The organism is Ruegeria sp. HKCCD7221 (genome assembly GCF_013031225.1).
GTDB lineage: Bacteria > Pseudomonadota > Alphaproteobacteria > Rhodobacterales > Rhodobacteraceae > Ruegeria.
This window is the reverse complement of sequence record NZ_WPZE01000001.1, coordinates 727,836-746,024: the sequence shown is the minus strand read 5'-3', so window position 1 is coordinate 746,024 and position 18,189 is coordinate 727,836. Positions and strand designations below refer to the sequence as shown.

The 18,189-nt window shown below is 54.1% G+C and carries 14 protein-coding genes and 3 tRNA genes; 9 read left to right on the top strand and 8 right to left on the bottom strand.

Annotated features, from left to right (window positions below):
* Positions 1 to 12: 12 nt before the first annotated feature.
* The 3 genes from uvrA to GOX73_RS03660 all read right to left on the bottom strand — a co-directional run bounded on the left by uvrA (position 13) and on the right by GOX73_RS03660 (position 3,247).
* Entirely contained in the window at positions 13 to 2,871 is a 2,859-nt protein-coding gene (gene uvrA / locus GOX73_RS03670; protein WP_171125223.1) for an excinuclease ABC subunit UvrA, read from the bottom strand.
* 177 nt (positions 2,872 to 3,048) lie between these two features.
* Positions 3,049 to 3,125 (bottom strand) — tRNA-Asp (locus tag GOX73_RS03665).
* Between the two features lie 45 nt (positions 3,126 to 3,170).
* A tRNA-Asp gene (locus GOX73_RS03660) sits at positions 3,171 to 3,247 on the bottom strand.
* Between the two features lie 326 nt (positions 3,248 to 3,573).
* On the opposite strand from GOX73_RS03660, the gene GOX73_RS03655 reads away from it, so the two are divergent.
* The 4 genes from GOX73_RS03655 to GOX73_RS03640 all read left to right on the top strand — a co-directional run bounded on the left by GOX73_RS03655 (position 3,574) and on the right by GOX73_RS03640 (position 7,694).
* Positions 3,574 to 4,311, top strand: a complete 738-nt coding sequence (locus GOX73_RS03655) for a porin (RefSeq protein ID WP_171125225.1) — start codon at positions 3,574 to 3,576, stop codon at positions 4,309 to 4,311.
* Between the two features lie 121 nt (positions 4,312 to 4,432).
* Positions 4,433 to 4,507 (top strand) — tRNA-Val (locus GOX73_RS03650).
* A gap of 128 nt (positions 4,508 to 4,635) precedes the next feature.
* Positions 4,636 to 5,538 carry a site-specific integrase gene (locus tag GOX73_RS03645; RefSeq protein ID WP_217350993.1) on the top strand — a complete coding sequence of 301 codons (903 nt, stop codon included), beginning with the start codon at positions 4,636 to 4,638 and terminating at the stop codon, positions 5,536 to 5,538.
* Positions 5,539 to 6,182: 644 nt separating this feature from the next.
* Positions 6,183 to 7,694 carry a hypothetical protein gene (locus tag GOX73_RS03640; protein ID WP_170603141.1) on the top strand — a complete coding sequence of 504 codons (1,512 nt, stop codon included), beginning with the start codon at positions 6,183 to 6,185 and terminating at the stop codon, positions 7,692 to 7,694.
* Positions 7,695 to 8,425: 731 nt separating this feature from the next.
* Here the strand turns inward: GOX73_RS03640 and GOX73_RS03635 are convergent.
* Positions 8,426 to 8,749 carry a hypothetical protein gene (locus tag GOX73_RS03635; RefSeq protein ID WP_010443746.1) on the bottom strand — a complete coding sequence of 108 codons (324 nt, stop codon included), beginning with the start codon at positions 8,747 to 8,749 and terminating at the stop codon, positions 8,426 to 8,428.
* Between the two features lie 516 nt (positions 8,750 to 9,265).
* On the opposite strand from GOX73_RS03635, the gene GOX73_RS03630 reads away from it, so the two are divergent.
* A complete protein-coding gene (locus GOX73_RS03630; RefSeq protein WP_010443748.1) occupies positions 9,266 to 9,811 on the top strand; it encodes a hypothetical protein in 546 nt (181 codons plus the stop codon).
* A 726-nt stretch (positions 9,812 to 10,537) separates the two neighbouring features.
* Here GOX73_RS03630 and lon read toward each other — a convergent pair.
* The gene (gene lon, locus GOX73_RS03625) at positions 10,538 to 12,946 is read right to left on the bottom strand and encodes an endopeptidase La (RefSeq protein WP_171125227.1); all 2,409 of its coding nucleotides are present in this window, start codon (positions 12,944 to 12,946) and stop codon (positions 10,538 to 10,540) included.
* A gap of 211 nt (positions 12,947 to 13,157) precedes the next feature.
* A complete protein-coding gene (gene tgt, locus GOX73_RS03620; RefSeq protein ID WP_171125229.1) occupies positions 13,158 to 14,288 on the bottom strand; it encodes a tRNA guanosine(34) transglycosylase Tgt in 1,131 nt (376 codons plus the stop codon).
* A 328-nt stretch (positions 14,289 to 14,616) separates the two neighbouring features.
* On the opposite strand from tgt, the gene GOX73_RS03615 reads away from it, so the two are divergent.
* The 3 genes from GOX73_RS03615 (at position 14,617) to GOX73_RS03605 (ending at position 16,241) form a co-directional block, all read left to right on the top strand.
* Complete coding sequence (locus GOX73_RS03615; RefSeq protein WP_171121318.1) at positions 14,617 to 15,507, top strand: SPFH domain-containing protein; 891 nt, start codon at positions 14,617 to 14,619, stop codon at positions 15,505 to 15,507.
* Positions 15,507 to 15,788 (top strand): NfeD family protein, encoded by a 282-nt coding sequence (locus GOX73_RS03610; protein WP_171121317.1) that lies wholly within the window; start codon positions 15,507 to 15,509, stop codon positions 15,786 to 15,788. The genes GOX73_RS03615 and GOX73_RS03610 overlap by 1 nt, the downstream gene beginning before the upstream one ends.
* 90 nt (positions 15,789 to 15,878) lie before the next feature.
* On the top strand, positions 15,879 to 16,241 hold the full coding sequence (locus GOX73_RS03605) for an SUF system Fe-S cluster assembly protein (protein ID WP_171121316.1): 363 nt from the start codon (positions 15,879 to 15,881) through the stop codon (positions 16,239 to 16,241).
* A gap of 57 nt (positions 16,242 to 16,298) precedes the next feature.
* Here the strand turns inward: GOX73_RS03605 and GOX73_RS03600 are convergent, their stop codons facing one another.
* A complete protein-coding gene (locus GOX73_RS03600) occupies positions 16,299 to 16,634 on the bottom strand; it encodes a hypothetical protein (RefSeq protein ID WP_254429111.1) in 336 nt (111 codons plus the stop codon).
* Positions 16,635 to 16,823: 189 nt separating this feature from the next.
* Here GOX73_RS03600 and GOX73_RS03595 point away from each other — a divergent pair, with 189 nt between their 5' ends.
* Positions 16,824 to 17,189: an iron-sulfur cluster assembly accessory protein gene (locus GOX73_RS03595; protein WP_171125231.1), complete on the top strand. Its 366-nt coding sequence runs from the start codon at positions 16,824 to 16,826 to the stop codon at positions 17,187 to 17,189.
* Here GOX73_RS03595 and GOX73_RS03590 read toward each other — a convergent pair.
* Entirely contained in the window at positions 17,186 to 18,100 is a 915-nt protein-coding gene (locus GOX73_RS03590; protein ID WP_171125233.1) for an isopenicillin N synthase family oxygenase, read from the bottom strand. The two genes, GOX73_RS03595 and GOX73_RS03590, sit on opposite strands and share 4 nt — an antisense overlap.
* Between the last annotated feature and the right edge of the window lie 89 nt (positions 18,101 to 18,189).

Sequence of the window (18,189 nt, the reverse complement as noted above, 5' to 3'; positions counted from 1 at the left end):
TTATCACCACCATCACTCTGCCGCGACGCGTGCGCCATCCAGCATCTGTTTCAAATACCTCCCTGTGTGGCTGCGCGCCACATCGGCGACGTCTTCTGGCGTTCCTGTGGCAACGATTTCACCTCCCCCGTCACCGCCTTCGGGGCCAATATCAATGATGTGATCCGCCGTTTTCACGACATCCAGATTATGTTCGATGACGACAACTGTATTACCCTGCTCGACCAGCTCATGAAGCACTTCGAGCAGCTTGCGCACGTCTTCGAAGTGCAGGCCCGTCGTCGGTTCGTCCAGAATATAAAGCGTCCGACCGGTTGAGCGTTTCGACAACTCTTTTGACAGTTTTACCCGCTGCGCTTCGCCGCCAGATAGTGTCGTTGCCTGTTGGCCGACCTTGATATAGCCCAGTCCGACGCGGGCCAGCGCATCCATCTTGTCGCGGATCGAGGGCACGGCCTTAAAGAACTCTTGCGCATCTTCTACTGTCATATCAAGGACATCTGCGATGGACTTACCCTTGAATTTAATCTCAAGCGTCTCGCGGTTGTAGCGCGCGCCTTTGCAGGTTTCGCAGGTGACATAGACATCGGGCAGAAAGTGCATCTCAATCTTGATGACGCCATCGCCCTGACATGCCTCACACCGGCCACCCTTGACGTTAAAGCTGAAGCGACCGGGTTTATAGCCGCGTGCCTTTGCTTCTGGCAGACCGGCAAACCAATCACGGATCGGTGTGAACGCCCCAGTATAAGTCGCTGGATTCGAACGCGGAGTTCGGCCAATAGGCCGCTGGTCGATGTCGATAACCTTGTCCAGATGCTCCAACCCTTTGATCGTCTCACAGGGCGCTGGTGTTTGCCGCGCCCCGTTCAGGCGCATCGAGGCCGTTTTGAACAATGTCTCAATTGTCAGAGTGGATTTACCGCCGCCAGAGACCCCTGTCACGCAAACGAACTTGCCTAATGGAAATTCCGCCGTGACATTCTTGAGATTGTTTCCGGTAGCTTTGACAACGGTGACTTTCTTCTTGTTGCCCTTGCGGCGCTTTGCGGGAACCGAGATTTCCCGCGTTCCGGCCAGATACTGCCCCGTCATCGAGGCCGCATCTGCCGCAATTTCAGACGGCGTACCCTGGCTCACGACCTGTCCACCATGCACACCGGCGCCGGGGCCGATGTCGAATACATAATCAGCCTCACGTATGGCTTCTTCATCATGCTCGACAACAATGACGGTGTTGCCTTGATCCCGAAGGTTTTTCAAAGTTCCGAGCAGCCGATCATTGTCGCGTTGATGCAAGCCAATTGAGGGTTCATCCAAGACATAAAGCACCCCAGTCAGACCCGACCCGATCTGGCTGGCCAAGCGAATGCGCTGACTTTCCCCACCCGAAAGCGTTCCACTTGAGCGCGACAGCGTAAGGTATTCCAATCCCACGTTATTCAGAAACCCAAGGCGTTCGCGAATTTCCTTTAGAATGGCCCGCGCGATCTCATTCTTCTGAACGCTCAGGTGGTTTGGAGCATCCTCGACCCACGCCAGGGCCTCACGGATCGACATCTGAACCACCTGCCCTACATGCAGGCCCGCGATCTTAACCGCCAGAGCTTCGGGCCGCAGACGGTAGCCTTCGCAGGTCCCGCACGGCCGGTTGTTCTGATACCTCTCGAATTCTTCGCGGATCCATGCGCTGTCGGTTTCACGATAGCGACGCTCCATGTTCGGGATCACGCCTTCAAAGCTGCGTGTCACCTGATAGACGCGCCCACCCTCATCATAGCGGAACTGGATTTCCTCATCGCCCGAGCCCCGCAAGAACACCTGCTGGACGTTCTTGGGCAAGTCTTTCCACTGGGTATTCTTGTCGAACTCATAATGCCGCGCGATGGCTTCGATCGTCTGCAGAAAGTACGGGGATTTCCCTTTGCGCCACGGGGCCAGCGCCCCGTCATACAGCTTGAGCGTTTGGTCCGGCACCACAAGGCGTTCGTCAAAGAACAGTTCAACACCCAGCCCGTCGCAATCCGGACATGCACCGAAAGGCGCGTTGAAGGAAAACAGACGGGGTTCGATCTCGGGGATGGTGAACCCACTGACCGGGCAGGCAAAGTTTTCGCTAAAGGTGATGCGCTCGGGGTCGCCCTCACGCGGAGCAGTTTCCAAGATCGCAATCCCGTCTGCCAAATCCAGCGCAGTGCGCAAGCTGTCTGCAAGCCGCGTTTCCATTCCTTCCCGCACGACAAGGCGGTCAACAACCACGTCAATGTCATGCCGAAACTTCTTATCCAAAGTCGGCGGCTCATCCAGTTCGTAGAACTCTCCGTCTACTTTGACGCGCTGAAAGCCCTGTTTACGAAGTTCAAGGAACTCTTTCTTATATTCGCCTTTCCGGTCTCGTACGATCGGAGCAAGAAGGTATCCGCGCGTGCCCTCATCCATGGACATGATACGGTCGACCATATCCTGAACCTGCTGCGCTTCGATTGGTAAGCCCGTTGCGGGGCTGTACGGCGTTCCAGCACGCGCGAACAGAAGGCGCATGTAGTCGTAAATTTCGGTCACCGTTCCCACGGTCGAACGCGGATTCTTGGAGGTCGTCTTCTGCTCGATGGAAATCGCCGGGGAAAGACCGCTGATGTGATCCACATCCGGCTTTTCCATCATGTCTAAAAACTGACGGGCATAGGCAGAAAGGCTTTCCACATAGCGCCGTTGGCCTTCGGCGTAGATGGTGTCGAACGCCAAGGATGACTTGCCCGAACCGGATAGCCCGGTGATCACCACAAGCTGATCCCGAGGGATATCCACATCAATACTTTTGAGGTTATGTTCACGCGCGCCGCGCACCTCGATATTCTTCAGCTCAGCCATATTCGGCCCCCAACACACAAGTGTCCTAGAAATAGGCGAGCCGCACTGAGTCTCCAACAGAAAAATTAGAACAAAGTGTGAACCGACGGAATATCGCCCATCCCTGCTGACACATACTGACGTACTGCCGATACTCGGCGAATTTCGCTCGGAAAAAAGGCAGGTTTTGAGGAAAAGTGGCGCGGTTGACGGGGCTCGAACCCGCGACCCCCGGCGTGACAGGCCGGTACTCTAACCAACTGAGCTACAACCGCGCACTTATTTTCATGGCCTTTACCCTGGACCAAGGTTGGCAGCGATGGCGCGGTTGACGGGGCTCGAACCCGCGACCCCCGGCGTGACAGGCCGGTACTCTAACCAACTGAGCTACAACCGCCCGCTGCCCGTTCGTTGCTGAACGTTGGGGTGTATTATGGCTAGGCTCGGACATCGTCAAGCGGCGTTTTGAAGATTTTTCCGAATTCCAAAAATTTCTTGGCCCACAGGTCGGCGCGCCTGCCCATCTTCGCAGTACACATTGTTATTTCACGACGACACGAAGTCCTTAACCGACATTCTCCCTATAGGTGTGTCTGGCCTGCAACATCGACACGATTTCATATCGACTCAGTACACATTCCAGACCTAGGTGACTAGAGCAGCGCCCACCGGAAGAGTCTCAATCAGACGCTACCGAAAATAAGAAAAAGACGGAGCAGAAGAATGAAAAAATTATTCATCATCAGCGCACTATCGGTAACTATTGCCGCAAACCATGCCAACGCAGTCGAAGTGACCGGTGGCTATCTGGATTTAGGTTACAGAACTTTCACAGACAGCGATCTGGGTGATGTATTTAACCTGAACGGATCTGGTGAGCTGGCATTCAATCGTGCATTCAGCGCGCAGTTGGACCTGGGCGGTTACCGCTTTCAGGATTTGGGTGAAAACGCGACAAACTGGACGCTGCACGCAAACTGGCACACTAGCAAAAACGCCTCATTCGGTGCGTTTTATGGGCAGGAAAGCATCGATTCTCTTGATGTGGAATTCTACGGTCTGGAAACTGGCTTCGACGCAGGACCAGCTGAGGTTGAAGGCTATATCGCACGTCAACAGTTGAGCGATTTTTCGGACGTTGATGGCAATATGTTCGGTGTATCGGTTACCGCAGACCTGAACGACAAATGGGAATTCACCGCCAGCTATGATCTGGTGAATGACGTTGTCGGAGTGTTGGATTTTGATCTGTTTGCACTTGGCGCGAATTACGCAGCCAGCGACAACGCCGAGGTCTACGGGATTCTTGGGGTTGCGCATATCTCCTCACCTGTCGTTTCGGGTAACACGAACGAAGCTTATATCGGTGTCGGGGTACGGATGAACTTCGGCAACGAACGCGGAACCACATTCGGGCGCCGTGGAGTTTTCGACAAGCTTCCCGGTCTGCCTGGCCTGTAAAGACCAAAGCCCCGGAGATTACCTTCGGGGCTTTTCCTTCCAGGGGATATCAAACGACACACCAAATCTCATTTGGCCCCTCTTGCAGACGTCAATGACTCGCTGTAAGACGCCGCCTTACGGGTGATTAGCTCAGTGGTAGAGCGCTTCGTTCACATCGAAGATGTCAGGAGTTCAAATCTCTTATCACCCACCATCTTCCTCACGATTTATCAAGGTCTTACGCGACTAGCACCTCTTGCAGTGCTGCGTGTGAAGTTGTGTCCGCTGCACCTCCGCTGCACCTACATTGAAAAGATGTCTCCAACACAGGAGATATTGACCATGGCAACAATCGTAAAGCGGCCTAGCGGAAAGTGGCAGGCGACGGTGCGAAAGGACGGACGATCCCGATCTAAGTCCTTTCTAAAGCGTGCTGATGCGACCAAGTGGGCACGTGAAACAGAGTTGAGCGCTGACAGAGGATTGCTGACCTCAAACTCTGCTGCCAATGCGTCAGTGATGACTTTGGGAGATGTGCTTCGGAAGTACCAGAACAACGTGACGAGCGCAAAACGGTGCGCGAACAACGAAAGCTATGCAATCAATGGGTTCTTGAGGAAATGTCGCAAGCTGGCCAGTATGAGGGTCAGCAAGCTGCGATCCGCTGACTTTGTCCACTATCGTGACCATCGCATTAAATCCATGAAGGCGGCGACTGTGGTGAGGGAACTAGGTTGGTTGCAACACGCCCTTGATGTCGCCTGTGAGGATTGGGGGCAGAACCTGCCACAGGGGAACCCGGTCAAGCCTGTCCGGCGACCCAAGATCGACAACCGCCGCGAGAGACGATTGCAACAAGGAGAATGGCAGGCTTTGTTGGGTGCCGTGAACCAAGCTCGGTCTCCGCTGATGAGACCGTTGTTGACACTGGCCTTGGCGACCGGGATGCGACGTGGGGAATTGCTGTCAATGCAATGGAAGCACGTAGACCTTGAGCGCCGGACGGTGTTCTTGCCCCAAACCAAAAACGGTCGCGCCCGTACTGTTCCTCTCAGCCCAAATGCCGTTGCCGTGTTGATGGACCTGCCACGCGGTGACGAACGGTGTTTCCCCCTGTCTGGTAACTCTGTGCGATTGGCCTTTGAACGCCTCAGACAACGTGCAGGTGTGGTTGACCTTACATTTCATGATATTCGGCACGAGGCCGTATCCCGCTTTGTGGAAAGCGGGTTATCGTTGGCGTAGGTCCAAATGATCAGCGGACATCGAGATTTGCGGATGCTGATGCGTTACACCCACCTGCAGACCGATGACATCGTGGCAAAGTTGGCAGCCGTCGAACATGCTTAAATCGGCGTGATGCTGTTCAGGGTGGTCGTAGTCTCTCGATGCGTCAGTTTTTGACCACCCTACTCCCTATCAAGCGACAACACTGCTCCCCTAGCCTTTTGGCTGTCCCGTGGCTGGCTTTCTGTCCCGCACACATTTGGAAATGGCTTTAACCCTTCCTTTTGTGAACACACCGGCGCTAACCCTCCGTCTTGTGAACTAACAAGCGTTACCACTCCCTCATTTGAGCAAAGCCCCTCCCTCAGTTGAGCATACAGGTTTCGCTTGGTCAGTGTTGATCGGGTCACTTAGACAACTTCGCCTTCCTTCACTCCAATGCGAGTGGAGTAAGAGGCAACTAAGCCTAATTAAATAAACACTAAATCACGCCGACCTGTAAGCAAAGGTACTGAATAGAGGGCTATTGATCCCTCTAGTTTAGCCATTGCGCGTTCACCGGGATTTTTCCCAGTCGCCCCAATGGGGCAATTCCATTTGCTCGGCATCCACCAGAGCGCATTCCCCAAAATGGTCCAATGGACCAAACACAGGAGACTTTCATGTCCCATATTCGTATCGTCGACATGCCTTGTGGCTATGGCAAATCCACAGAAATCAACCGCAGCTTCAAAAAGTCGGAAAAATATGTCGCCGTTGTCCCTTACCTGAGCGAAGTAGACCGGTTCATTAAAGGTGCCCGAACAGGTTCCGATTTCATCCTCACACAGCCTATTTGCAATGGCGGTAGCAAAAGCGATCATTGCGAGAAGTTGATCCGAGCGGGTAAGTCAATTGCTTGTACTCACGCACTTTTCTATCGACTTGGAACTTTAGCAACCCAGAATACCGGCGTTGCGAGATGTACTGAGTTCGACAGCGACGGCAAACCAACCATCGAAGTCGATCACTTACTTAGTGGATACAACCTCATCATCGACGAGGTCGTAAACCCCTTTGAGGTGGACCAGACAGTCCGAAAGGTTGACTTTGACACAGCCTACCTAGGCCTTGGTATGGCAAAAGAGGAGCCTGACGGACGAATTGTTCCAACGGAAATGTGGGATGAACTATACCGCAAAGGGAACAAGACATTTGACCGATCCCTCTATGACAAAGCCAAGTCGGGAGCACTGTATCGCATAAGCGAGAAGCTGTTCGTCCTCGCCATTCCCAAAGAACTCTTGCTCAAGCCCAAGTCCGTGACGATTTACACGTATCTTTCGGAAGGATCGGTGCTGCTGCAGTACCTGCAAAAACTGCAGAAAGAGCATCCCGGCTCATTCACTTTGGATGTGCAGCGTCTAGACAAGGAAGTCGAGGCAGCGTGGAGAGAAGATGTTGCTAACGCGCTGACGGTATTACCCATACCGGAACTAAAGAACCAAAAGTGGACACATTGCGCTCAGCTAAAGACGATCAAAACGCACCCGCAGTGCTCCTCGATTGGTCACAAGCTACGCAAGTTCAAGGCAAGAGAACTGTATGGCGTAGACCCCAAAACGGTCATGCTGACGTGTGCACGCCGCCTGTGGCATGACGCTGAGACCGGACAAAAGCCAAAGGCAGGAAGGCTAGCAACGCACACACGGTTGTTTGGTCGCGCCTTAAAAGAAGAGGTGTACAACAAGGACACAGAGGTCTTTGATACAGTGTGGACCACAGACGGTGTTAGCTTCGTACCCAACACCACACGTGGGACCAATGACCATATCGGGTGCACAACTGCGGTGTACCTATATGACCAAAACCCCAACCCACAACTGCTCACATTCCTTGGTATGAAGCGCAACAGCGACGAAGCTCGAAGGTTCTCTGACGCCTATGCGTTGACCGAACTGGTGCAGTGGCTGTTCAGGTCTGCAATACGTGTCGGTGGCCTAAACGGTACGGGACACGCCTTCACACAAAGGCGTCGAGTAACACTCTACATGCCTTCTCAGAGAATGCGGAACCTATTGCTGAACTGGCTGCTATCGGGTCAGGTCAATAGTGGACAGGTTTGTGCCAAAGGGCATAGGCAGAATGAGTTGCTTGCCCGGTTGGAGGGGCGTCAAGTGGCGGCAGCAGCATAATGCCGTTTGACATAGCTGGGGAACAGTTGTTCCCAACTCGTAAAGAGGCCGCACTGCGCGGCCTTTCGCGTTTCTGGACAGGGCGTCCGTGCAAGTATGGGCACATGGCAGAGCGCTACGCCAGCAATCGCCAGTGCGTTCAGTGCAACGCTGAGAAAACGGTCGAACGGGATCGACAGTGTCGAGCAAACGATCCTTCTTACCGTATGTTTCGGTCGGTACTAAACCGGTCAGGGCAAGTGCTGATGGGTCGGGCGAGACCATCCAATTCGGTTGGCTGTTCTAAGGATACACTAACGCGGCACATAGAGGTTCGGTTCTCAGCCGGCATGACATGGGATCGATATGGTCAATGGGAGGTGGACCATATCACCCCTCTCTCGGCTGCCCAGTCACTGGAGCACCTCATCAAACTTTGCCACTACAGCAACCTGCAGCCTCTTTGGAAACGGGACAACCTAGCAAAGGGCGGGGCATAAGCCTCGCCCGTGCGGGCTAGCATCTATTTTCTTTGCACAAGGCTTTTTGGGAAATTGGTTAATTCCGCACCGATAGCGACCATTAAGGAAAAAAGGCAAAGCCGACATCCCTGATTTTAGGCTGAACGTCCGTTCTGCGGGACATACCCGCCGTTGCCGTCAGAACACTTAGAAATTGCTCCCGGCCCCATTGGGCAAACAAGTCATCGTTGGCCCGAGCGTAGCGTATCGCGCCGGCCACCCCATGTCCGGTCAGTGCGAGACGATCGCGAGCCCCGCAAATATGAGCGCGCCGCCTGTCCAATCGCGCGGCTCTAGGCCTTCGCCGATACTGTAGGCGTAGGTCAGTACGATCAGCGTCTCGAGCGCAATTATTATTAGATACAGCTCGGAAAGTGGAACTGTGCGCATCAGCACCACCTCGGACTGGGTGGCGGCAAGAAAACCCAGAATGATCAGAGCGAGCGCCACCGCCGTCCATTCGGCTGAGGCCAGTTTCATTCCGATGGTTGCAACGCCATACCCCACTGCCGCCAAGACGGCCAAGGCCAGTGGTTTCAACGCCAGAAGCTCCATGTTTCAAATCCTTCACCGTGCGCAAAAAAACCGCGCACCTCTCATGAACCAACATTCTCTGCGTAGGATTTTAGCATGCGTATTATGTCGCATCAGTGAAGCCGATTACTTTATTTTAGCGAAGTGAAAGCCGGTAAGAGTATTGCTTATTCAGATGAAGCGAATAGCTGATACCCGCCTTCGAAACGGATGCTGCGCCTGACCCAAAGTCTGAAAAGGGCTCGGTTCGGTCAGCCTTGTATGAGCTTCCCCAACTGAATTGGTCCACTGCTATATTTAGGAAACGGAGGACCAAGAATGGCAAGCAAGAGACCGAAACCTGAAGCGTTGTCCGCCCAAGCACTCAAGATTACGTGTGCGCTCTGGTGGAAATCTGATGCTCGAGAACTTCGGTCCTTGCTGATGCTGACTGACAAACATCTTTGAAACTGCGAAGCGGTGTGGCAACGTTTGGCTATCCTGCGAAACTGTGTGCTACTTTGCAGACTTCCATCATCAATCTCATTAGGAGAAGACATGCTAATCAAACTTCTTGCGTCCGCATTTTTCTTGATTTTGCCCGCGCTCAGTTTCGCTCAAACAGCTGAGCGCAGCGTGACCATCGAAGCCGATGCGACAGTTAAGTCGGTCGATCCGGACACTCGCCTTATCGTGCTGCAAAACTCAGAGACGGGCGAAGAAGAGACCATTGTTGCGGGACCGGAAGTCGTAAACTTCGACCAAATTGAAGAAGGCGACACAGTCAAAGCGGTTTACACACTGGGGGTAGCTGCAAGCATGGCGTTCCCCGGCGAGGTTGACAGTATGGTTGAATTGGAAGCCCAGGTTGCAGAGGGATCAACACCGGGCGTGGCTGCCGGAACGATGGTTACGTTAATTCTGACTTTTGTTTCCTTCGACGCCGCGAGCTCAATCGCCACTGTGACGGACAGCAGCGGCACGGAACAAATGATCGAGGTTGAAACGGATGTTGGTCGTGAGTTTGTTGAACAGCTTAGCCCGGGAGACAGAGTAGCTCTGAGCTTCACGGAAGGTCTCGCTGTGGGAATTGTTGAAAAATAGGCGTCGTCCGCAGCGCAACCTCATAAGGCGTACCTGTTGTTTCTTATGTCGCCACCAATGGAACAACTCGTCCCACAGCTTCCGCCCCCCCAAAGCTCTTAGCATTGTTGGTCCAAATTGGGCGTCGAAAGGTGGAGAAAACCCGCCTTCCAAAAAGGGATAAGGCTGAGGTCATACAATGGTCTCTGCCACCGTATCGATCCGGCACGCGATGGATCACAATAGGCCGCTTTGGGCTCGAAGCGGTCATTCGCTTCAGATCATAAGAACATCCGCTTTGGGACCGGACGAGAGTTTGCAACACATTTTTTTGGGAGGGTATCTATACTAACTGTGTAGCCAGTTGCCCCCATACCCCCATGGCAGGTGACGACCGCTGCGCCTCCGCTGCAAACGCGCTACTGCTCTTACTGAATTACAGCGTTTAGGTATGGGCAAAACACACTTACAGCATTGCATTGCTTTGTCCACTGTGAGAGCGTCAAGCTACTGGCAACGCAAGACATCTTTCAATGGAGTGTCGGTGGCGGCAGTGGAAAACAGCACCTTGTTGCACGTGCGGATTGGGTTAGAGCGCTTCGTTCACATCGAAGATGTCAGGAGTTCAAATCTCTTATCACCCACCACCTACCCTTTTTAGGATCGCGAACAGACCTTTGGACTTGTCGTCCGGGCATAAGAAGAAGGGCGAGGTCGAAACCCCGCCCAATCCATTAAGATCAAAGCTTAGTGCGTCGTTGCAGACGCCCCTGAACTATCCTTCGACTTTGCCGCCGCAGCTGCTGCTTCTTCTGCGGCTTCGTCCCATTCGATCGGCTCAGGCTCGCGCACCAGCGCTTGTTTCAGAACTTCGGACACATGGGTTACGGGAATGATTTCCAGCCCCTCTTTTACATTGTCCGGAATATCCGCCAGATCTTTCTCATTCTCTTCCGGGATCAGGACCGTCTTGATACCACCGCGCAGGGCCGCCAGCAGCTTTTCTTTCAGCCCCCCAATCGGCATTGCGTTACCGCGCAGAGACACTTCGCCCGTCATGGCGATGTCTTTGCGCACCGGAATACCGGTCAGCACCGACACGATCGACGTCACCATTGCTAGTCCGGCAGAGGGCCCATCCTTGGGCGTCGCGCCGTCCGGCACGTGAACGTGGATATCAAGCGTGTCAAATTTCGGCGGCTTGACCCCGATCTGAGGCGAAATTGAACGAACATAAGACGAAGCGGCGTCGATCGACTCTTTCATCACATCGCCCAACTTTCCCGTGGTCTTCATGCGACCTTTGCCCGGCAGTTTCAGCGCCTCGATGTGCAGCAGATCTCCACCAACCGACGTCCAGGCCAGACCGGTTACAACACCAACCTGATCGTCCTGTTCAGCCAGACCATAACGGAACTTGGGCACGCCAAGAAAATCATCCAGATTTTCGGGCGTCACGGTAACCGATTCCGCCTCTTTCTTGATGATCTTGGTCAGCGACTTCCGAGCAACCTTGGCAATTTCACGTTCAAGGTTCCGCACGCCCGCCTCGCGGGTATAGGTGCGGATGATCGACTGCAACGCCTCATCGGTCAGTTCAAATTCCTTGGCCTTTAGACCGTGGTTTTTGACCTGCTTGCTGATCAGGTGCTGCTTGGCGATCTCGGACTTCTCTTCCTCCGTATAGCCAGCCAGCGGAATGATCTCCATCCGGTCCAACAGAGGCCCAGGCATATTGTAGCTGTTCGAGGTGGTTAGGAACATCACGTTGGATAGGTCATATTCGACCTCAAGGTAGTGGTCCATGAACGTGCTGTTCTGTTCCGGGTCCAACACTTCCAGCATCGCCGAAGCCGGGTCGCCACGGAAATCCTGCCCCATCTTGTCGATTTCATCGAGCAAGATCAGCGGGTTCGTGGTTTTTGCCTTCTTCAGCGCCTGAATGATCTTACCGGGCATCGAGCCGATATAGGTCCGGCGGTGACCTCGAATCTCGGATTCGTCGCGCACACCACCCAGCGAGATGCGAATGAACTCGCGCCCCGTGGCTTTGGCAACCGACTTACCAAGCGAGGTTTTACCCACACCCGGGGGGCCAACAAGACACAGGATCGGGCCTTTCAGCTTTTTCGACCGCTGCTGAACCGCTAGATATTCGACGATCCGTTCCTTGACCTTCTCAAGGCCATAGTGATCGGCATCCAGAACATCCTGCGCACGGCCCAAGTCCTTTTTGACGCGGGATTTGGTGCCCCACGGCAGAGACAAGATCCAGTCCAGATAATTCCGCACGACTGTGGCCTCAGCCGACATGGGCGACATGTTCTTGAGCTTCTTCAGCTCGCCTTCGGCCTTTTCGCGCGCCTCTTTCGACAACTTGGTCTCGGCGATTTTGGCTTCCAGTTCAGCAACTTCGTTGCTGCCGTCCTCACCATCGCCCAGCTCCTTCTGAATGGCCTTCATCTGCTCATTCAGGTAGTACTCGCGCTGGGTCTTCTCCATCTGAGATTTCACGCGGGTCTTGATCTTTTTCTCGACCTGCAGAACCGACATCTCGCCCTGCATCAGACCATAGACCTTCTCAAGCCGCTCACTGACGCTGAGGGTTTCCAGCAACTCCTGCTTCTGTTCAACCTCGATGCCCAAATGACCCGACACAAGATCAGCCAGCTTCGCCGGTTCGGCAGTTTCACCTACCGCAGTAAGGGCTTCTTCTGGGATGTTCTTGCGTACCTTCGCGTAACGCTCGAATTCATCGGCAACGGTGCGCAACAACGCTTCGGTTGTGGTCACGTCACCGGGAATTTCGGTCAGGTATTCCGCGCGGGCTTCAAAGAATTCGTCATTCGTCAGGAATTCGTTGATCTGAACACGCGCCTGCCCTTCAACCAGCACTTTTACAGTACCGTCAGGCAGTTTCAGCAGCTGCAGAACATTCGCCAAAACACCTGAGCGATAGATGCCGTCTTCCGAAGGATCATCATCGCTTGGGTCAATCTGGCTGGACAGCAGAATCTGCTTGTCGTCCTGCATCACTTCTTCCAGCGCGCGGACGGATTTTTCCCGACCCACGAACAGCGGCACGATCATGTGTGGGAATACCACAATGTCGCGCAGCGGAAGTACTGGGTACGAGGAATTCAGAGGCTCTTGCATGCTCAATCCTTATCATTGGCAAGACGGCACCGGTCCCTCATCGAGGCAACGCCCGACCGTCTCCTGTTTGGACGATTAAGGTGGGGCTTCACCGCCCGTTTTCAACCTCACCGTCATTTGTCTCAATCAGAATGACCCGTGGTTTTTCGGACTGCAAGGCGTCGCGCCAATATATCCACGGATTTTACCACAAGAAGGTGGGTCCGCGTTATTAAATCGGCTCAATATCGCCTTGCGCGCGCTGCGCGTGGAATTCGGAATGCCACGCCTGAAAGGTTCCCGCCGCGATAGCGTCACGCATTCCCTGCATGATTTCCTGAAAATAATGCAGGTTATGCCAGGTCAAAAGCATTCCCGAAATCATCTCATTCGACCGGAACACGTGGTGCAGATATGCGCGGGAATAGTTGGAACAGGCCGGGCACGCGCAATTCTCGTCCAATGGGCGTGGATCATCGGCGTGGCGCGCATTCTTAATGTTTACAACGCCATAGCGCGTGAACACCTGCCCCGTGCGCCCGGACCGAGATGGAAGGACGCAGTCCATCATATCAATTCCGCGTGCAACGGCCCCAACGATATCGTCGGGCTTTCCGACACCCATAAGATACCGAGGCTTATCTGGCGGCAGCATATCGGGGGCGAAATCCAGCACGTCGAACATGGCCTCTTGGCCTTCCCCAACGGCCAATCCGCCGACCGCGTAACCTTCGAACCCGATTTCTTTCAACGCGTCGGCCGATTCCTCGCGAAAGTCCTGTTCCAGCCCCCCTTGCTGGATACCGAACAATGCATGACCGGGACGGTCACCAAAAGCCTCGCGCGACCGCTCGGCCCAACGCATCGACAGGCGCATGGACTCGGCTATCCGATCGCGGTCAGCAGGCAGCGCCGGACATTCATCGAAACACATGACGATGTCAGACCCCAGCAGACGCTGGATTTCCATCGACCTTTCTGGCGTCAGTTCATGTTTTGACCCGTCAATATGAGATTTGAAGGTCACGCCCTTTTCGGTCAGCTTACGGAGGCCCGCCAACGACATGACCTGAAACCCACCCGAATCCGTCAGAATGGGACGTTCCCAGTTCATGAACTTGTGCAGGCCACCCAGCCGATCAATACGCTCGGCAGTTGGGCGAAGCATCAGGTGATAGGTGTTGCCCAGCAATATATCCGCACCGGTCGCACGCACGCTTTCCGGCATCATCGCCTTTACGGTGGCCGCAGTGCCAACAGGCATAAAAGCGGGTGTACGTACGTCGCCACGCGGCGTGTTTATGACGCCCGTTCTGGTCTTGCCATCGGTGGCCTTTAGCTCGAAAGAAAACCGCTCGGTCATTGGATCGCTCTTTGGGTCGCTGAACCGGGCAGCATTTGCCTGATCTGAGGCTGTATTGCAACCCGTCGGCAAGTCGATGCGCAAAGCCCGGTTTTTATGGATCGCACAATACCCGGAGAATAAACGCCAAACGTGGGGTCGCCTTCGTACATTTACCTCAACCGTACCCAACCTTTTCAGGATGCAAAGCAGCCACATTCCCAAAAATCCGGTACACGGCGTTAAGGTCAAAGATATGCAATTATGCGCATTCCCTTCATACCTGAGTTGAAATTGTGCGATTCAATCCCCAAATGTATACCATCGTACACAATAATAGAGGACAGATATGACCGAAGACCAAATTTTTGGACTGCTTTCATCAAACATTATCTACTTACTTGCGGCGGTTCTGGTTGTCGTCGTTATTTTCAAAGGCATTAAAATCGTACCTCAATCCGAAAAATACGTGGTTGAACGGTTTGGCCGACTGCATTCGGTCCTTGGCCCCGGCATCAATTTTATCGTTCCGTTTCTGGATGTTGCGCGCCACAAGATATCCATTCTGGAACGCCAACTTCCCAATGCAACGCAAGACGCGATCACCAAGGACAACGTGCTGGTGCAAATCGACACCTCGGTGTTCTATCGCATTCTGGAACCGGAAAAGACGGTTTACCGTATCCGCGACGTAGACGGAGCGATTGCCACCACCGTGGCGGGGATCGTGCGAGCCGAGATCGGTAAAATGGATCTGGACGAGGTGCAATCAAACCGTGCCCAACTGATCACTCGCATTCAGGAAAGCGTTGAAACCGCTGTGGATGATTGGGGAATCGAAGTGACCCGGGCCGAGATTCTGGATGTGAACCTGGATCAGGCAACCCGCGACGCGATGTTACAGCAATTGAACGCAGAACGTGCGCGCCGTGCGCAGGTTACCGAGGCCGAAGGTCAGAAACGCTCGGTCGAGCTTCAGGCGGACGCAGAACTTTACGCGGCCGAACAGACTGCTAAGGCGCGCCGTATTCAGGCCGAGGCCGAAGCTTATGCCACCGGCGTTGTTGCCAAGGCCATTCAGGACAATGGCATCGAAGCCGCCCAGTACCAGGTCGCGTTGAAACAAGTTGAAGCCCTGAATGCGCTGGGGAACGGAACCGGTTCGCAAACGATTGTTGTGCCCGCCAACGCACTTGAAGCATTCGGCGATGCGTTCAAAATGCTGAAAGGAGCAAAGTGATGGCCGACCCGTTCTGGCTGACATGGTGGATCTGGCTTGCCGGGGCTTTAGCCCTCGGCATCCTAGAGATCGTCTTGCCCGGGTTCATCTTTCTTGGCTTTGCGATCGGTGCCGCAATTACGGGTATCTTGCTGGTAATTCCCGGCTTCGCCCCGTCGCTGTCGATTTTGCTGCTGATCTTTGCGGTGTTGTCATTGGTTTCCTGGCTTGTGTTGCGCCGCATGTATTCGTTGCCCCATGGACAGGTGAAAACCTTCAACCACGACATCAACGAAAAATAGCGCTGGCGCCCTTTTTGGCGCCACACCCCCACTGGACGCTGCCAGTGGCTTTCCCTATATAAATTCTCAGGAAACAGACCCGAGGCAAAAATGACTCATCCGAGTGAACAGTTTGAAGGAACCCCGCTGATCGCGCCTTCAACCATTGAGCACCCCCTGTATGACGCAGTGGTCGAAGCTTGCCGGACGGTCTATGACCCTGAAATCCCTGTAAATATTTACGATTTGGGCCTGATCTATACGATCGACATTACCAGCGATAACGCAGTCAAGGTCATCATGACACTGACGGCTCCGGGTTGCCCTGTTGCCGGTGAAATGCCCGGCTGGATCGTTGAGGCTATTGAGCCCGTCGCTGGCGTCAAAGAGGTCGACGTCGAACTGACGTGGGAGCCGCCCTGGGGCATGGAAATGATGTCCGACGAGGCGCGGCTTGAACTGGGCTTCATGTAAACCCAGTGATTACAATGGCCTAAGTTGAATAGGGCAACCAGGCCGATATCCCGCCGATCACTGAATGTTGCAAGTGGTCTTTATCTCGTCGGCGCGCTGGTCCAACTGTTTGACGTAATCGCCTGACAACATTGTAAGTCTTTTCTTTTCGGTTCCGGTGACCAGCCCCAGCAACGCGCCTGCGGGGGTGATCGCAATCGCGCTCTCAACTTGCTGATCCTGCGCATGTTTCTTTTCTGCGGCAATTGCGCGAAGATCACCTTCGGCGGTTGCGCAGTTTACAGGGTGACGAGCTGCCTCATCCGCCATCGACATGCCCGAAACGGCTAGAATTGCTGCGGTTGCGGATAAAACAAACAATCCGCGCTGCGTCTTCTTAAATCGACTGTTCATAAGATTGTGCCCTCTGAATTCTCTGCTCAAACACGGTTCAGGCTAAAACCATCATGTTGCCAAAAGCAAACGAATACAGGCCCATTTCGCAAACTTGACTCGAAAAGTTAGGTAAGCAGGGCTGCTATGACTTGAGACTGCGTCGAGTCAGCATTAAATTGAAACCAACCTGTGAAAACGGAGATCAACATGTTCGGCATTCCCGGCAAAAACGCCGTGACGATGACGCCTAAAGCTGCTGCGCAGATTGCCCGCCTGATGGATACTGGCGGACATGCCGGTTTGCGTATTGGCGTAAAGAAAGGGGGTTGTGCGGGCATGGAATACACGATGGACTATGTCGACGAAGCCGATGTCAATGATGAGGTCGTTGAACAGGACGGTGCGCGGGTCATGATCGCGCCGATGGCCCAGATGTTCCTGTTCGGAACCGAGATCGACTATGAAGTGTCGCTGTTGGAATCCGGCTTCAAGTTCCGCAACCCCAACGTTGTCGATGCCTGCGGTTGCGGTGAATCCATTAAGTTCGACGAAACCCTGTCAACACAGCGTTAAGACGCCGTCTTTAGGTGGATGTATGTTTCATTGAACCGACGGGTGAGGTGTTCTCCGGCGGATATAATTTGATCTGAGTCCGGTGGCGCGACATTGGTGTCGTAGGACGGGTTGAAAAACAGCGGAATTGAAAGCCGCTCTTCCGCGCCTCCGACAACCCTGTGCATCGTCGCTTTAACCTGCCCTTTGGTCCAGAACTCCAACATTTCCCCGAAATTGATAATAAAGGTGCCTGGATCAGCACACACCTCGGCCCAGTTACCATCCGGCAACTGCGCCTCAAGACCCGGCGTACCATCTGTGGCCAATAGGGTCAGACAGCCATAGTCCGTATGTGCGCCGATACCGAAATCCTGCGCGCCAGCCCACGCGGGGCGTTGTGGGTAGAAATTGCCCCTCAGCAAAGCCATGGGTGTCTCAAAAGCCGTATCAAAGCTGTGCGCGTCCCGGCCCAAAGCGGCAGCAATAGCGCGCAGGATACGCAGCGCAACAGCACAGGCATCGTCATAGTAATCTTGGATCGTGTCCCGAAACCCTGACGGCGATTGGGGCCACAGGTTCGGGGCATAGACGCTCAACCCCCGGTTTGCATAGGGATCGCCAGCCGCCAGTTCATAGCCGCAATCAAACACCTCTTTGAAATCAGGGTTTGCGCTGGGGTCAACCTGCTCGGATCTGGATGCACCCCAGCCCCGGTTTGCGCCGGTCGTAGCCATGTCAACGCGCCTTTTCTCAGCTTCCGGCAGATGAAAGAACGCGCGGTATTCCAACAGCACCCTCTCGACGCGGGCATTGTCCAAACCCGTGTTGGACACACACAGAAAGCCGACATCCCTGACAGCGCGCTGCAGCCGGGCCAACTCGACCTTGTTGCGGGTATCCAGTTTTTCCAGATCCAGAGTGTCGATCATATCTGCCTCATTCTTTTGCGGGATTTCTGTCGATTTCGCCGCTGGTCTGCAACCAGAATTGTCACGCCCTGCCCCGGGTGTTATCCGAG

Excerpts from the sequence above, each read along its gene's own strand:
- uvrA (WP_171125223.1), bottom strand. The coding sequence starts at position 2,871 with ATGGCTGAGCTGAAGAATATCGAGGTGCGCGGCGCGCGTGAACATAAC.
- GOX73_RS03655 (WP_171125225.1), top strand. The coding sequence starts at position 3,574 with ATGAAAAAATTATTCATCATCAGCGCACTATCGGTAACTATTGCCGCA.
- GOX73_RS03645 (WP_217350993.1), top strand. The coding sequence starts at position 4,636 with ATGGCAACAATCGTAAAGCGGCCTAGCGGAAAGTGGCAGGCGACGGTG.
- GOX73_RS03640 (WP_170603141.1), top strand. The coding sequence starts at position 6,183 with ATGTCCCATATTCGTATCGTCGACATGCCTTGTGGCTATGGCAAATCC.
- GOX73_RS03635 (WP_010443746.1), bottom strand. The coding sequence starts at position 8,749 with ATGGAGCTTCTGGCGTTGAAACCACTGGCCTTGGCCGTCTTGGCGGCA.
- GOX73_RS03630 (WP_010443748.1), top strand. The coding sequence starts at position 9,266 with ATGCTAATCAAACTTCTTGCGTCCGCATTTTTCTTGATTTTGCCCGCG.
- lon (WP_171125227.1), bottom strand. The coding sequence starts at position 12,946 with ATGCAAGAGCCTCTGAATTCCTCGTACCCAGTACTTCCGCTGCGCGAC.
- tgt (WP_171125229.1), bottom strand. The coding sequence starts at position 14,288 with ATGACCGAGCGGTTTTCTTTCGAGCTAAAGGCCACCGATGGCAAGACC.
- GOX73_RS03615 (WP_171121318.1), top strand. The coding sequence starts at position 14,617 with ATGACCGAAGACCAAATTTTTGGACTGCTTTCATCAAACATTATCTAC.
- GOX73_RS03610 (WP_171121317.1), top strand. The coding sequence starts at position 15,507 with ATGGCCGACCCGTTCTGGCTGACATGGTGGATCTGGCTTGCCGGGGCT.
- GOX73_RS03605 (WP_171121316.1), top strand. The coding sequence starts at position 15,879 with ATGACTCATCCGAGTGAACAGTTTGAAGGAACCCCGCTGATCGCGCCT.
- GOX73_RS03600 (WP_254429111.1), bottom strand. The coding sequence starts at position 16,634 with ATGAACAGTCGATTTAAGAAGACGCAGCGCGGATTGTTTGTTTTATCC.
- GOX73_RS03595 (WP_171125231.1), top strand. The coding sequence starts at position 16,824 with ATGTTCGGCATTCCCGGCAAAAACGCCGTGACGATGACGCCTAAAGCT.
- GOX73_RS03590 (WP_171125233.1), bottom strand. The coding sequence starts at position 18,100 with ATGATCGACACTCTGGATCTGGAAAAACTGGATACCCGCAACAAGGTC.